Genomic DNA, 16,058 nt, shown 5'->3' with positions numbered 1-16,058 from the left:
TTCTTTCAGAATTAATTGAACAATAACGAAAAAAGTTATTGAAGTTTAACTTATTAAGAAAGAAATCATGCTTTTTCTACACAATATATCTTTTGGGTTTCCCGCAGGGAATCTCCTTTTTAATTCTATCAATTTAACGATACAAACTAACACAAAATCGGCTCTGGTTGGAAATAACGGCATGGGAAAATCTACCTTGCTGAAAATCATGGCGAATGAAATCGAACCTTTGGGAGGAAGCGTCAATATTCAGGGCAATATTTTCTATATTCCGCAGATGTTCGGGAATTTTAATGATTTTACGGTTGCAGAATGCTTAAAAATTAATAAAAAAATCGAAGCCCTCCAAAAAATTACGAACGGTGAAGTGGATGAAATTTATTTTGAAATTTTAAATGACGATTGGGACATTGAAGAACGCAGTGAAATTGCTTTGCAGCATTGGAAACTCGAAAATCTGGATTTAAATCAAAAACTTGAAAACCTGAGTGGCGGACAAAAAACTAAGGTTTTTCTGGCGGGGATTCAAATCAATCAGCCTGAAATTATTTTACTGGACGAACCCACGAATCATCTCGATCTGGAAGGCCGGAATCTGCTGTATGATTTTATTGAAAAGACCAGCTCAACGGTTGTGATTGTAAGTCACGACCGTGCTTTGCTGTATTTGGTTGATACAATTTTTGAATTGAGCAATCAGGGAATTTCTACTTATGGCGGAAACTATGATTTTTATGCCGAACAAAAAGAAATTGAAAATGAAGCCTTACAAAACGATATCCATTCCAAAGAACGGGCGCTGAAAAAAGCCAAAGAAAAAGAACGCGAAACGCTCGAACGAAAGCAAAAACTCGATGCTCGTGGAAAAGGGAAGCAGGAAAAATCGGGTGTGGCGAGAATTATGATGAATACCCTGCGAAATAATGCTGAGAAAAATTCTTCAAAATTAAAGTCTGTTCATGCTGAGAAAATCAATGATATTTCCGGTGATTTGCGGGATTTGCGTTCGTCGGTGAGAAATGCCGATCAGATGAAAGTGAATTTTAATGATTCGAATCTGCATTTGGGAAAAATGTTGATTTCTGCGAAAGAAATTAATTTTAAATATAACCAAGAAAATCTTTGGAAAGAAAACCTCAATCTTGAAATCCGAAGCGGTGACAGAATTTCGATTAAAGGATCCAACGGTTCGGGGAAAACGACTTTGATCAAGCTGTTGTTGGGAGATTTACGGCCTTCTGTCGGAAAGATTTCTAGAGCAGATTTTCAGACGATTTATATTGATCAGGAATATTCTTTGATTGATAAACAGGCGACACTTTACGATTTTGCCCAAAAGTTCAACGATAATGCGTTGCAGGAATCTGAAGTGAAAACCTTATTGTCAAGATTTTTATTCGGAAAGGAAACCTGGGACAAAAAATGCGATGTTCTGAGTGGCGGAGAACGTTTACGATTGCTACTGTGCGGACTTTCCATCAGCAATAAAGCTCCCGATATGATTATTCTCGATGAACCGACAAATAATTTAGACCTTCAAAATGTGGAAATTCTGGCGAATTCTATTAAGGGTTATCATGGAACTTTGGTGGTGATTTCGCATGATGGGGTGTTTTTGGGGGAGATTGGGGTGAGGAGTGAGATTATTTTGAGTTAAAGTATTACTTTGAAAATTCTAAACCTAACAGGTTTTTAAAACCTGTTAGGTTTGGTTTACATTTTACTCATCAAGTCTCGATGAAATGTCCATTTGTTGATGAAGAATTCTTATAATTTCAATTTCCTCATTTTTTAAATTAATTTTATAAAAGATAAAATGCGATTTTACCCTTGAACGAAAATATCCTTTTCTGATTTCATTGTAATCTTTTCCAGATTTCGGATTTTCAGATAAATATTCAATTTCATTTATTAACAAATCGAGATAATAATCTGCTTGTTCTCTAGACCAAATTTCAGAAGTGTACAACCAAATTTTTTCTAAATCATTTAATGCCTCTTTACTGATTCTGTATTTCATGAGTCAGCGGAATATTTTTGATGAAGATTTTTCAAAAACTCTTTACGGTCAAAATTCTCAACAAATCCGGATTTTTCACCTTTTTTTAATTCATTGATTAATTCTGATTTTTTAGATTCTTCATATTCAAACATTCGCAATGCAGCTCTCACAACTTCACTTGCAGAAGAGAATTTTCCAGATTTAATTTGCTGACTGATAAAGTTATCAAAATAATCGCCTAATAATATGGAGGTGTTTTTTGCCATTTTCTTAATTTTAAATCAAAGATACCAATTCTTGGTATTTCTTCAAAATTTGTTACTTTCAAATGATTGTAAATCAATAGTAGTAGTATTTATACCTTCTAAAAGGTATAAACTTTCTTGAGTATCTAGATATCTATTAAATGCTCCTACTGGAACTGTTCTTCCATTAGTTATAAAGCTCATTATCATTTTTAATAAAAACTGAAAATTATTATTATTTTGGTTGAAAAAACAAAATGAGTCAGCATCTTTTTTTGACATAACAATATTGTTGTTTTTTTTATTCCTAAATATTAACAATCCATCTTTAAGGATTGATATAAGATTAACTTCTTCTCCATCTGAACATTTGTTTAGGTTTTCACCAAATTTTTTTATCAACGTATTTGATTGAATGTCTAGTTTACCACATAATGAAAAGAAAAATATTTGATCTAAAATTTTATTTTTTTGATCAAAATGTTCTGAACCATAACCTTCAAAAGATATTCTGGAATTATAACTTCTATGTGCAAACTGTTGATCGCCACTTAGCTCACTTTTTTTACTGACTGAATATCTAACTAATTTTTTTACTGACTTGGATTTATCAAAAATATTTTTAAGTTCTTTTGTGCTCAATGAGCTTTTAACTTCTCCTACAGCAATTACACCTTCACAAGGGTAATATGTAGTTTCTGGTGACGAATTAATTGAAAATATTGGGCAAAATTCTTTTTCATAAATAACAATATCCATCTGTTTACTTGTATTCCCATAGCTGTCAATTATACATCCCGATCCAATAGCAACTGAGTTTGGTAACAAAAGTTCAAGTTTACGTATTACTTCTTTTTCTTTTGCACTGCCTACTAAAACAGGAGTAGTCGCGTTACTTGCATAATCAAAATTTCTTACTAATTCCTCTGCAAGATGATCTATGTATGATTTTGTATCGAAAGGCATATAGTTTTTTAATAGTATAACTTCTTTATTAGACAAATATAGATAAATTATATAGGGGATTTTATTTTCTCCATGTCTATAATTTCCACCCACCCCAAAAATAAAATCTCCCTCAAATTTGCTCACCCAATTTTTTAAAAGTAATTTTGCATGAATCTAAAATAAAAGTAAAATATGTCAACTTACGTAGTTGTAGGTCTTCAGTATGGAGATGAAGGTAAAGGAAAAATCACGGATGTTTTATCGGCAAAATCAGATTACGTTGTACGCTTTCAGGGTGGGGACAACGCGGGTCATACGGTTTATGTGGGCGATGAAAAATTCGTTTTGCACCTTCTTCCATCGGGAGTTCTTCAGTGCAAAGGGAAGTGTATCATTGCGAACGGAGTAGTGGTAAATCCTAAATCTTTCATTAAGGAGGTGAATCAGATCGAAAGCAAAAACATGAGAACTGATCACATTTTCATCAGCAGAAGAGCGCATGTGATCATGCCTTACCACATTCTTTTGGATACTTACCGTGAAGAAGAGCACGGAGGAACGCAGATCGGAACCACGAAAAAAGGAATCGGACCTTGCTATGAAGACAAAATTGCAAGAGTAGGTATCAGAATGATAGATCTTCTGAATCCAGAGATTTTAAGAGACAAAATCGAGAAAAACTTAAAAATTAAGAATTCTCTTTTTGAAAAATATTACGGAAAACCGACATTAGACGTTGAAGAAATTTACAACGAATATCTAGAAATCGGAAAACAGCTTCAGCATAGAATTGTTGACACAGAATTAGAATTAAACGAAGCGATCAGAGACGGTAAAAATGTTTTATTCGAAGGAGCGCAGGCTTTAATGCTTGATATCGACTTCGGAACATATCCTTACGTAACTTCATCTTCTCCATCTACAGGAGGAGTTTGTACAGGAGCGGGTGTTCCGCCAACATCCCTTCAAAACCTGATTGGTGTTGCAAAAGCATACTGCACAAGAGTAGGAAACGGACCTTTCCCTTCTGAATTAGACAACGAGTTGGGTGAGAAAATCAGACAGATCGGAGGTGAATTCGGAGCTACGACAGGTAGACCAAGAAGAACAGGCTGGTTAGACCTTGTTTCTTTGAAACATGCTTGTATGATTAACGGGATCAATAACTTAGTAATTACGAAATTAGACGTTCTTACAGGAATTGAAAACCTTAAAATCGTTACACATTACAAAACAGAAGACGGGAAAATCATCGATTATTTCACTTCTTCAACAGAAAAATTATACAACTACGAGCCTATTTACCAGGATCTGCCGGGTTGGAACGAAGATATCACAAAAGCAAGAAGCTATGATGAACTTCCTGATACGGCTCAGAAATACATCGAGTTTATTGAGAAGTATTTAGGAATCAACGTTTACCTTGTTTCTGTTGGCCCTGAAAGAAGTCAGAACATTATCAGAAAAGAATTATTCTAAGGAATATTTTTAAATAAATTAAAAGAGACTGTCAATTTTGATGGTCTCTTTTTATGTACAATGCTTCGAGAACCTCAGCATGACGCCGCGACAAAAATACGGTTAACAAAACAGTTAGTATTAGCATAATGTCATGCTGAGGTTCTCGAAGCATTTATACAAATAATATAAATATCTCCCACAAAAAAATGCAAGAGATAAAGATTGGCTTCAACGCAAAGGGAACTTTAGAATCAATGCGCTGAAAAATATTAATTGGTTATTAATTTTTTGAATATTTGGCGTAAGCTTTTGCCAGCTTTTCATCGTATTTATTCAGCTTGTAGCCGCCGCCGTTGTAACCTTTTGCGAAACTTGCCCAGCTTTTATTTTTTAAATGAATTAAAAGATTATTTTTCTCTAAAAATTTCCCGAAAGCCTTTAAATGCTCACCTTCATTCATTTCCATTTTCGAAACGAAATCTGCTACATCGTTGTATCCAAGAGGTTTTGCATGAAATCCCATGATCTGGAAGCTTCCCCATGAGGCGGAAGACAAAGCAGCATCTTTGAATTTGGCATCAACCCCTAAAGTGATTGCTTCATTGAGCCTGTCATATTCCTTTACACCGCCCTGATAGTAGATTTTTGTCCATTTCGGGTAAAGTACATCTTTGTGGCTGGAGTTATAATAGGCATTTGGATCGATGCCTCTTTTCTTTAATTCACTCCAGAAAATATGGCCTTCAAATAAAATTTTCGGTTTATTATTCAGCAGAAATCCTTTTCCGCTGCTTTCAATTTCGTTGACGGCTTTTACGGCTGCCAGTTCCAATCCGTACTGATCGGCAAAGCTGATAAGATCAGATTCTTTTAAGAACTTATCCGTTGCGTTCGTAGGAGCCGGAGCTGAACTTTTCTGCAGTAGAACGGTCCAGGTTTTCATTCCCACAATTCCGTCGACCACCAAAGAATTTTTTCTCTGGAAATCCTTTACGGCTGAATCTACTTCCAGGCTGAAAGAGTCTGAAATTTTGATGTTGTATCCCTGCTTATGGAGAAGTTCACACAGTGTTGTAACTTCCGGTGCTTTTGTGTAGTATTTTAAAAGTTTCATGGGTTTTGGTTTTTGTTATTTTAAATTAAGTGATTGTTTTGCCTAAATAAGATTTGATATTGGTTGTATAAGATCCTTCGACTCTGTTCAGGATGACATCGCTAATACTAACGGTTCATAATTGACGGAATAATTTGCCAGTGTCATCCTGAACAGAGCCGAAGTATCTCATAATTATGTAATAGTTGTTCGTGTTAAAGATCAATTTACCGGTATCTTCGGCATTCTCTCGCAAATCATCCCAATTAAAAAGAATGATTTGAATTTTACCTCTTCCCTTTGAAGCCTGTATTCCAGATTTAAAGGATTCGTATTTGTGACACTGAATTTTTGGCTCAGAACGGCGTAATCATCCACTCTTAATTCAATGCTGTATTCTCCCACCGGAACCATCTGGCTGATCATCCCGATTTCGTTGGTTTCTATCTCGAAAATCCTGCTGTTGTTTGTTCCTTTGATGGAAATTGAGCATTTATAAACAGGATCATTATTTATTTTATCAAAAACCCGGAACTGTACATTTGCTGCTGTAGGCTGTGTCTGAACAGGTATTCTTATCGGAACAAAAATTCCCGGAATTTTAATTGGTGTTCTTACCCCGGGCGGGACAGTTTTTATTGGTGTCGGCTGGGTTTTTACAGGGGTGGCAACGTGAGGAGTTGATATTACAGGACGTAAGTTTCTCACGGCTCCCATGGCACCCAAATTAATTTTATTATTAAAAGCCGGAGTCGCTTTTGGGGTTTCAGTTACGGGCTGTATTGCGGGTTTTGCTGTAAAATCTTCTGTCAACGTTTCCGGCGCGGCTGTTTTCTTAGTCAGGGTGTTTAATTGGTCAGATTTTATGGTTCTTACATTCGTTACGGCTTTCAGAAACTTTTGGTTGTTGTTTTTATTCACAAAAAGCTGTTGTTTCATAATTAAAGGCCCAAAATAAATCAGCTGATTCGGATCGTTCACCGTATCGCTGGTGATGGACGGGTCCAGGACGATTTTTAAATTTTTGATCAGCATCATGGTTTTGGTGAAGGCTGGTAATTTAAAATCGCTTGAAATGGTTTGTCCGTCTGATATTTTTTTAGGCTCGTTCCATTCAAACATATTGGAGAGCATGAAGTTTTTATTAAACCAGTTTCTTTTAAGATGAACAAATGAATAATCAAATTCCACCGCCTGGATCACGCTTTCGTCATAATCAATGGAAAGGATTTCGGAGGGCAGGTTTTCATTGGAATTTTTGGCTTCGGCGTGTAGACTTTCCAGCTCGGCTTTTTCCAATCGTATGCTGTTCCAGCCGGATTCATTTTCCATAAAATCATACGGAATAAAATTAATATCATGAATCGAAGAATTGTTGATCACATCAGTTTTTTCTGCGGCATCGAAAGTGTTTTTTGCATTTTGAGCCATTGTCAGATAAAGATCTGCATCTGAGGTTTTATTGATTCTTGCCAGTTCCTGCTCAATCAAATCCTTGAAGCCTTTTACTTTCCATTCTGAGAAAGCCAGTGCTTTCAGGTTGTTTAGGGTAATCAGCTTGTCATTCCAGTTATTTTTCTCCTCATCAGTATCCAGTCCGTCAAATAATTCCAGATGGGAAGCAATATTTGTAATAGCCGTTTCATGGGCGGTCTGGTATTTTTTATAAGCTTTGAGCTCTTTTGTATCAGCTCCTTTTGCATCAAATAAAACTGCGCTTTGATTCTGAATGACTTTATTTAAATTTTCTTCAAGATCCTTCAGATTGTTTTTATCTAAAATATCCCGGTAGATATCGAATAGTGAATTATTAGGATTCAGGTCCCAAAAATTAGGTGAAATGGGAACGGAATTAAGTTCATAAGCCACATTTTGTTTTTTGATGATGGAAAGCGCTTTTTTCTGGTCATCATTCAGCAGGCTTTGGGGCTTTAAAAGCTCCAGCTCTTCATTTTCATACACTCTCAGGGAAGGGCAGATCATCGGCAGATCATTTTCCATCGAACTTTGAGACATGTATGTATTTCTCAGTTTCTGGTAAACGGCAACAAAATATTTCATGGCTGTTAGGTTTTTGGTTATTAGTTTTTGCTAGTTGCTAGTTGCTGGATGCTAGTTGTTTTGGTAATTGATTCTTATATCAGTTGTTGAGTGAAACGCCTTTGCGAACGAAAAACAGCAGTAAATTTTTCAAAAAAAATCTTTGTAGATTAAAGATAAATATCAGATCAAAAAGTTTTGGAAATAACCGGCGGAAAAAAATATCCACCGGTTAACCCCTGATTATGAGAAGAAATTATGATTTTCCGTCAGTCCATACTTTAATTTCCGGATTTGGATTCGGAGATTTTGGAACTACGTGGCATTTGTAACCGATGATGTAGATTCCGTCCGACTGAAGTTTCTTACCGCTCCATTTTGCATTACTCTGTGAGTTTTGGTTTTGATAGCTGTGGCTTCCTCCGAACACAAATGGCCCGATTCCCACTGCCGCACCGCTGTTGATGGTAGTGCTGGCTGCTTTATAAGCCGTACTGTTTTCACTGAAATCAAGCATTACATCTTTTGCGATGATCAGTTCTGTGATGATCATTGGCATTAATCCTTTTCCTTTACCATCGCTGATGATGTCTCCGTTTAAGGTCTGTGGAGAATTTTCATGAAGCTTCCAGTATTTTGATTCTACAAATTCTTCGCTGAACCATCCTCTTTCTACTCTTACTTTTCCAAGCTTGAATGAAATTTTAAGGTTGCTGAAATCCGTATTCATGGAAGTTCTTGTAGTTTTACCGCTGTTTCTGGCCCCGATGCTGAATAATCCCATGCTGAATCCTGCACCCGCGCTCCAGTTATGGATGGTTTTTGAATAATCTCTGTTGGCTTCACCTTCGTACATAGAAATGGTTGGCCATCCTTTGGATTCTTTAAGTGCATTGGCTGCAATTGGGATAGACGGAGAATAGTTGGTGTAATCTACCACTCGTGTTCTCTGGCTGTTTCTGAACTCAGACTGAAGACGTTTCTTGATAACAAGCATATGTTTTTCTTCAATTTCGCTCAGGTAATTCTGAATTCTCTCAACGGCTTCCTTGTAACCCAGAGACTGCCATGCCTTTAATGCTGCATCTTCTCTTTTTTTCATGTTTTTACCGTCAATGGATAATTTTGCCATTGCATCAGGATCACCGTTGTCAGCGTCTGTTCTCACGGAATTATTTTCATCCACTACATCATAATATTTCATTTGATATTCGATGTATTTTGAATACATTGGCGAAACAAAAGTCTGGTGAAGTTCCGGCTTATTCATATCGTCTACCGGTGCATTTTTATCAAAATCAGGATTTTTTACCACTTTGATTTTGAAAAGCTTGTCTCTTAATTTTTCAAGATTTTTTTCAACTTTAGGATCTACCGGCGTATCTACTACTACAGACCACTGCATCAGGTCTTCGTACACTTTGGAAACCCTTTTTGAAGAATCATTGAAAATGGTGATTGCCCTGCCGTTTCCGCTTTCGGTAAGTGGAGGTAATGTTGATGGAATGGCATCTACCATTGCGGAAAACTGCTCCATTTGAAGGTATTTACGGAACTTGCTTTCTTTCATTGCGTTCTGGAATTCTTCAAGATTTGTTTTTGGGTTTCCGTTAGCATCTAAAATCGGTTTTCCCTGTCCGTCCAGCATTGGTTTAGGAGCCGGAGCATTCCCGAAAAGTCCGTTTAGTGCATAATCGAAAGTATCTTCCGTTAAAGTAATCCCGATCGGGTCAAAGGCGATAAAGTCGTTCGGTCCGATGGAATCCGGATCGCCTCCGTTAGTAATAGAATCGTAAACTTGTTTTAAAAGCATGCTCATTAATGAGTTTGATCTTGCTTCTTGAGTTAATGTTGGCATAATATAGTTTTTTAAGTGTTTCTTTGCTTACTCTTTTCGGTTTTCAGCGTCCCCGATTTTGTATGGTACAAATATCTGTCTGTCTCACAATAAATTAGTCAGTGATTTTCCGATTTCGGGGTGGGGTTTTTACGATAATTGAATATTTCTTTGGAATTTTTAAATTAAATATCGTTTTAAATTAAAAAATAAACATCTCATAAGCCTTACTATCAGCTGATTGTTATTTTTAGCATAGTTAATTTTTATAATTGTCATAAATATTTTTAAAATGATGAAATTTTAACAATTTTTTGGCAAAACTTTTGATGTTGAATCAATACTTATCGATAAGGCTTATTAAACTAATAATCAGAATTTTTTAACAGTTTAAATAATAATAGTGATGAAACACATACATCAAAATCAGGAATTTCGTTTTAACGAGGTTCTTTTTGAGCACCGGAATAAAGAATACGGAGCTTATGTTCTGAGAAATGAATCAGACAAAATTTTAACAAAAGCTCTTTTTATCGGGGTGAGCTTACTGGCTGCAATTTCAATTACACCTGTGGTGATAAACGCATTTAAAACACCTGAGATTGTACAGGATGGTGGATTTGAATTACCACCACCTGTTATTATAGATGAATATGATGACACACCGCCAGTTGTTCTCCCGCCTAAAGCCACCCAAGCCCCTGTAGTAAAAACAATTGACACTACAGTACCAGAACCAACAGCTGAAGTAAAAAATGAAAAGGTGATAGAAAAAATTGAAGGTGCAGTTGCAGGAACAAAAAATAATTCTGACGGTGAAATAGCCCCACCAAATGTTCATGTCACAGTAACACCAACTATTGGTACGGGTCCTGTAATCAATACAGCTCCACCGACACTTCCGGTAGTTGAAAAAACAGACCCTAACAAAATTGTTGACGGAAAAGATTTAGGGGTAGAAGCTAGTTTCAACGGAGGAATAGAATCATTCAGAAATAAAGTAATGAACAACTTCGATGGATCCGGCTTCGAATCTGATGATGTGATGAGAACCACTGTTACTTTTATTGTAGAAATAGACGGAACCATCTCAGCAATTAAAGCTAATGGTACTGATGTAGATTTCAACAGTGAAGCCATCAGAACCGTAAAGGCAATTTCAGCAAAAGGAAAATGGATTCCGGGAAAAAATAAGAAAGGAGAATCCGTAAGAAGCTACTTCAAATTCCCAATATCTATGAAGTTTGAATAGTTAATGTTTATAACAAATCTTGAACAGTTATCCACAAAGAATTTTTTTTGTGGATAATTTTTTTTATTGTTAATCTGCTTATTAACAATATTTTAACTCAATTTTCGTTTTATCCATTCATTAATAGCAAGGAAAAATGTGTATTTTTGAGGCTTAAAGTTCTAATAATGGCAAAAATCATAGGTATCGCTAATCAAAAAGGAGGAGTTGGAAAAACTACAACAGCTGTCAATTTAGCCGCAGCATTAGGGGTATTGGAAAAAAAGATATTAATCATCGATGCTGATCCTCAGGCTAATGCAACTTCCGGATTAGGAGTGGACGACGTTCAGTATTCTACATACAATTTATTGGAGCACAGCGTTGATACAAAAAGCTGTATCAAAAAAACGGCTACACCCAATCTTGATATTGTTCCGTCTCACATCGACTTAGTAGCGGCAGAGATTGAACTGGTAGACAAGGAAGACCGTGAATACATGCTGAAAAAAGCATTGCAAAGTGTAAGAGACGATTACGACTATATCATCATAGACTGTGCGCCGAGCTTAGGTTTAATTACCGTAAATGCGCTTACCGCAGCAGATTCTGTGATTATCCCGATTCAGTGTGAGTATTTCGCATTGGAAGGTCTTGGGAAATTATTGAACACTATTAAAAATGTTCAGAAAATCCACAATAAGGATCTTGATATCGAAGGTTTGCTTCTTACGATGTATGACAGCAGATTGAGATTATCGAATCAAGTGGTGGAAGAAGTAAATGCCCACTTCCCTGAAATGGTTTTTGAAACCATCATCAGCAGAAACGTAAGACTGAGTGAAGCACCAAGTTTCGGAGAAAGTATTTTAAATTACGATGCCGAAAGTAAAGGAGCGATCCAGTACATTCAGCTTGCGGAAGAAGTTTTATTAAAAAACGAAAAATTAGTAAAAAATTAAAAAGCTTAAAGCCATACGCTTAAAGCTTAAAGCATATTATGAAGGATAAAAAAAGAGCGATGGGACGTGGTTTGGGTGCTATTCTGAGTGCAGAATCCAAAGCAACGATCAATTCTGCTACTGATGAAGGAGCGGACAAGTTTGTAGGGAATATCGTAGAAATTGCGATAGAAGATATTTATCCCAATCCCACACAGCCAAGAACTTATTTTGACGAAAAAGCCTTAAACGAGCTTGCGCAATCCATCAAGAACTTAGGGGTAATTCAGCCGATTACCTTAAGAAAAGATGGCGAAAAGTTCGAAATCATATCCGGGGAAAGACGTTACAGAGCAAGTAAAATTGCCGGCTTGGAGTCTATCCCGGCTTATATCCGTCTGGTCAATGATCAGGAGCTTCTGGAAATGGCTCTTGTAGAAAACATCCAGAGGGAAGATCTTGATGCGATAGAAATTGCACTGACGTACCAGAGATTGATGGAAGAGATCGGGCTTACTCAGGAAAACCTAAGCCAGAGAGTAGGGAAAGACAGAAGTACCATTACAAACTCTATCAGGCTTTTAAGATTAAATCCGGATATTCAGAATGCGATCAGAAGCGGGGAAATCTCTGCAGGACACGGAAGAGCTATCATAAGTCTTGAAAGTGAAGAGCATCAGCAGATTTTATTTGATTTAATTATTAAAGAAAAACTGAATGTTCGCCAGTCTGAACAGGCTGCAACGGCATTAAAAAATCCAAAATCCCCGGCCGCAAAAAAAGCAAAAGCCGAGCTTTCCAATAATTATAAGAGGGCGCAAAAAACAATTGCAGATATTCTGGATGTAAAAGTAGAAATCAAAACCACCGGAAACGGTAAAAAAGGAAAAATAGTTCTGGACTTCAAAAATGAAGATGAGCTGGAATATATTTTATCCCATATTAAATAAATGAAAAAAATATTTTTCACATTTTTTCTATGCTTGTTTACGATTGCCTTCTCACAGGTGAATCCTAACGATACGATCCGGGTGGAATATCATCCGACAGACAGCGTGTCCGTAGAAAAAAACAATACAAAAACAGAATCGAAGGTTGTTGCAGATCTTGAAAAAGCAAACGGGCCAACAAAGAAAACCTTAAAGCTGAATCCTACAAGAGCGGGATTATATTCTGCTGTATTACCGGGATTGGGCCAATATTACAACAAGAAATACTGGAAAATCCCGATCGTCTGGGGAGCAGTAGGAGCCGGAGTAGGTATTGCGGTCTGGAATGACAATCAATACAGACGATACCGCGAATATTATATCGCCAAGCTCAACGGAACCCCGAATGAATTTGTCGACAGTCACCCGTGGCTTGACAAAGTGGCATTGGGAAATGCTCAGGACAGGGCGAAAAGACAAAGAGATTATGCAATTGCCATCACGGGGCTTATTTACATTTTAAATATTGTAGATGCCGTTGTAGATGCTCATTTGTATGAAAGCCGCCACGATCCGGATCTGTCATTTAATCCTACGGTTATTCAGGATCAATATGGTTTTGCTCCTCCAAAAACAGGATTAAGCTTAAGTTATAGATTTTAAAATAATTAATAAATAATAATTAATAGTGAATCTGTTTTCGCAACCATTGTCATTGCGGACTTTGTTAAGTGAAACGCCTTTGCGAACTTAAAAACAGTTAGTAGTTAAAAAAAATCTTTGCGACCTTTGCGTTAAAAAGAACCTAGAAACAAATAGAAAATGAAAATAGCACTAGTTGGTTACGGCAAAATGGGCAAAATCATCGATGAAATTGCTACGAAAAGAGGTCATGAAGTGGTTGCCCGCTTAAAAGAAACTCCAACTGCTGAAAATCTTAATAATCCGGAAGTGGTTATTGAATTTTCTTTACCTGAAGTGGCTTACGATAACATCAAAGCCTGTCTTGAAAATAAAATTCCGGTTATCTGCGGAACCACCGGCTGGCTGGACAGAAAACCAGAAATCGAAAAGTTGGCTGTTGATAACGGAACGGCTTTTTTATATGGCTCAAACTTCAGTTTAGGCGTGAATTTATTTTTTGCTTTAAACGAAAAACTGGCCGACCTGATGAAAAATGTTGATGAATACTCATGCCAGCTGGAAGAAATTCATCACATCCACAAATTAGATGCTCCGAGTGGAACTGCAATTTCCCTTGCGGAAGGCATTTTTAAAAACAATCCTAAGTTTGACGCCTGGAAATTGGACGAAACTCAGGGGAATCAGCTGGGTATTTTTGCTATCCGTGAAGATGAGGTTCCGGGAACTCACAGCGTTTTTTACAGAAGCGAGGTGGACGAAATTGAAATTAAGCACACCGCTTTCAACAGAAACGGTTTTGCATTGGGGGCAGTAGTTGCCGCTGAATGGATCAAAGATAAAAAAGGAAATTTCACAATGAAAGATGTTTTAGGACTTTAATTTTGTAACAAATTTCCTACATTGCAAACTAATAGTAAGAAATAATGAGAGCTAAAATTATTCATTGCTCATTACCAATTACTCATATTATAGATTAGGCACAAAAAATTATGAATTATTTTTTAACGTACACAGTTTATGTTCTCATTTTATCCGTATTGATGGGGATTTCCACTTGGAAGCTGTTTAAGAAAATGGGGTATAGTCCTTTATTTGCTTTTATCCCTTTCTACAATTATTTCATTATTTTAAAAGAAACAAAACATCCGAAATGGTGGGCTATTTTGTCCTATCTTCCAATTGTGGGACCTATCATGATGTCTGTTTTTCATATTTATTTAATGAAAAAATTCGGGAAAAGTGCGCTTCTTACAGCAATTCTTCCATTTATCTATATGGCAACGGTAAATTATGGCAAAGATGTGGAGTTAGAAGGTGAAAATGAATTGTTCCTGACAGACGAAGAAAAAAGCGAAAAAAAGAAAGATTCTTTCCTTGGATCAGTGACTTTTGCGGTGGTTTTTGCTACCATAATTCATGTTTTTGTAACACAGCCTTTCGGAATTCCTACAGGGTCTATGGAAAGAACGTTATTGGTAGGTGATTTCCTTTTTGTAAATAAATGGAGCTACGGATACAGGCTTCCTATGCGCCCGGTAGCAATACCTTTCCTACAGGGAACGATCTTCGATTCCGGCGAAAAAGGAAACCCGAAAGATGACCCGAAATCTTATGTAGAGGGTGTAAAATTACCATACGAAAGAATTTTCCAATTTAATAAGCCTCAAAAGCATGATGTAGTTGTTTTCAACTATCCTCAGGATTCTGTACATACTGCAATCGACAGAAGAGATCCTTATGTAAAGAGATGCGTTGCCGTTGCTGGTGATACTTTTGAAATGAGAGCAGGAAGACTTTTTGTGAACGGAAAACCGGAGACTATCCTCGGAGATCAGGAAATTCAGCATGCTTACACAGTAAATACAGGAACGCAATTAGATATTCCTGCATTATACAATGCTTACGGATTTTTACCTGTAAGGGAAATGCAGAATGATAAAGGTGGTTTCACTTATATGTTCCAGGGGCTTACAGATAAAACAGCGAAAGAGATTAAAGGGTTGCCGAATGTAATTGATATGGAAGAGAGCATTTTCCCTAAAGATTCTGCTACGGTTTCTTATAAACTTAATGCTGACAGATCTGCATATACAAAAAGCATAGATACCACCCAGTCTATTTTCCCTATCAACAAACCTTGGAATCAGGATTGGTACGGACCTTTGAGAATTCCTAAAAAAGGAGACGTTGTTACGCTTAATCAGGAGTCTCTTCCTATGTATCAGTGGATTATCTCAGAATATGAGCACAACAGCTTAGAAAATAAAAACGGAAAAATTTTCATCAACGGAAAAGAAACCAATCAGTATACTATTAAACAGGATTATTATATGATGGTTGGGGACAACAGGGATGCTTCATTGGATGCGAGATTCTTTGGCTTCGTTCCGGAAGAGAATATTGTTGGGAAGCCTATGTTTACGTGGATGAGCATACAGGGTGCTTTCAAAGATGCCAGCTCTTCTTATCAGGCTCCGTGGAAAATCCGTTGGGAAAGAATGTTTAAAGCTACAAATACAGGAGAAGCTAATAAAACTTCTTACTGGTGGATTGCAGCAATGATTCTTATCTTGTTCTTCGGATGGGAGTATTTTATGAAACTATTCAGAAAGAAAAAAACTGACGACGAAATCTAAAACACTTTGTCAAAGTTTAAAATAAATATAAAATAAAATGGAGTATTCAA

Annotated in this window: 14 protein-coding genes; 8 read left to right on the top strand and 6 right to left on the bottom strand. The window is 36.7% G+C overall.

What is annotated here, in order from left to right:
• The first annotated feature begins 67 nt into the window (after positions 1–67).
• Positions 68–1,657, top strand: a complete 1,590-nt coding sequence (locus H560_RS0105555) for an ABC-F family ATP-binding cassette domain-containing protein (protein WP_027379131.1) — start codon at positions 68–70, stop codon at positions 1,655–1,657.
• A gap of 63 nt (positions 1,658–1,720) precedes the next feature.
• Here H560_RS0105555 and H560_RS0105550 read toward each other — a convergent pair whose 3' ends face one another.
• The 3 genes from H560_RS0105550 to H560_RS22270 are packed head-to-tail and all read right to left on the bottom strand — an operon-like array spanning position 1,721 to position 3,339.
• Entirely contained in the window at positions 1,721–2,020 is a 300-nt protein-coding gene (locus H560_RS0105550; RefSeq protein WP_027379130.1) for a type II toxin-antitoxin system RelE/ParE family toxin, read from the bottom strand.
• Entirely contained in the window at positions 2,017–2,268 is a 252-nt protein-coding gene (locus tag H560_RS0105545) for a type II toxin-antitoxin system ParD family antitoxin (protein WP_027379129.1), read from the bottom strand. The genes H560_RS0105550 and H560_RS0105545 overlap by 4 nt, the downstream gene beginning before the upstream one ends.
• Positions 2,269–2,310: 42 nt before the next feature.
• Complete coding sequence (locus H560_RS22270) at positions 2,311–3,339, bottom strand: DUF6602 domain-containing protein (protein WP_027379128.1); 1,029 nt, start codon at positions 3,337–3,339, stop codon at positions 2,311–2,313.
• Between the two features lie 48 nt (positions 3,340–3,387).
• On the opposite strand from H560_RS22270, the gene H560_RS0105535 reads away from it, so the two are divergent.
• Complete coding sequence (locus tag H560_RS0105535) at positions 3,388–4,674, top strand: adenylosuccinate synthase (protein WP_027379127.1); 1,287 nt, start codon at positions 3,388–3,390, stop codon at positions 4,672–4,674.
• Between the two features lie 262 nt (positions 4,675–4,936).
• Here H560_RS0105535 and H560_RS0105530 read toward each other — a convergent pair whose 3' ends face one another.
• From H560_RS0105530 to H560_RS0105520, 3 genes are all read right to left on the bottom strand, one after another.
• Positions 4,937–5,770: an N-acetylmuramidase domain-containing protein gene (locus H560_RS0105530; RefSeq protein WP_027379126.1), complete on the bottom strand. Its 834-nt coding sequence runs from the start codon at positions 5,768–5,770 to the stop codon at positions 4,937–4,939.
• Between the two features lie 201 nt (positions 5,771–5,971).
• Positions 5,972–7,810 (bottom strand): hypothetical protein, encoded by a 1,839-nt coding sequence (locus tag H560_RS0105525; RefSeq protein WP_155844961.1) that lies wholly within the window; start codon positions 7,808–7,810, stop codon positions 5,972–5,974.
• A 235-nt stretch (positions 7,811–8,045) separates the two neighbouring features.
• The gene (locus H560_RS0105520) at positions 8,046–9,647 is read right to left on the bottom strand and encodes a hypothetical protein (RefSeq protein ID WP_155844960.1); all 1,602 of its coding nucleotides are present in this window, start codon (positions 9,645–9,647) and stop codon (positions 8,046–8,048) included.
• 385 nt (positions 9,648–10,032) lie between these two features.
• Between H560_RS0105520 and H560_RS0105515 the strand changes: the two genes are divergently transcribed.
• The 6 genes from H560_RS0105515 (at position 10,033) to lepB (ending at position 16,008) form a co-directional block, all read left to right on the top strand.
• Complete coding sequence (locus H560_RS0105515; RefSeq protein ID WP_027379123.1) at positions 10,033–10,878, top strand: hypothetical protein; 846 nt, start codon at positions 10,033–10,035, stop codon at positions 10,876–10,878.
• Between the two features lie 167 nt (positions 10,879–11,045).
• A complete protein-coding gene (locus tag H560_RS0105510) occupies positions 11,046–11,819 on the top strand; it encodes a ParA family protein (protein ID WP_027379122.1) in 774 nt (257 codons plus the stop codon).
• 38 nt (positions 11,820–11,857) lie between these two features.
• Entirely contained in the window at positions 11,858–12,748 is an 891-nt protein-coding gene (locus H560_RS0105505) for a ParB/RepB/Spo0J family partition protein (RefSeq protein ID WP_027379121.1), read from the top strand.
• A complete protein-coding gene (locus H560_RS0105500; protein WP_027379120.1) occupies positions 12,749–13,390 on the top strand; it encodes a DUF5683 domain-containing protein in 642 nt (213 codons plus the stop codon). It abuts the gene before it with no gap.
• Positions 13,391–13,549: 159 nt separating this feature from the next.
• The gene (gene dapB, locus H560_RS0105495) at positions 13,550–14,251 is read left to right on the top strand and encodes a 4-hydroxy-tetrahydrodipicolinate reductase (RefSeq protein ID WP_027379119.1); all 702 of its coding nucleotides are present in this window, start codon (positions 13,550–13,552) and stop codon (positions 14,249–14,251) included.
• A 110-nt stretch (positions 14,252–14,361) separates the two neighbouring features.
• Positions 14,362–16,008 carry a signal peptidase I gene (gene lepB, locus H560_RS0105490; protein ID WP_027379118.1) on the top strand — a complete coding sequence of 549 codons (1,647 nt, stop codon included), beginning with the start codon at positions 14,362–14,364 and terminating at the stop codon, positions 16,006–16,008.
• The last annotated feature ends 50 nt before the right edge of the window (positions 16,009–16,058 follow it).

It is taken from the genome of Chryseobacterium daeguense DSM 19388 (assembly GCF_000430825.1).
Taxonomy (GTDB): domain Bacteria; phylum Bacteroidota; class Bacteroidia; order Flavobacteriales; family Weeksellaceae; genus Chryseobacterium; species Chryseobacterium daeguense.
Note: the sequence above shows the minus strand (reverse complement) of the source record. Positions and strands in the feature narration are given on the sequence as shown.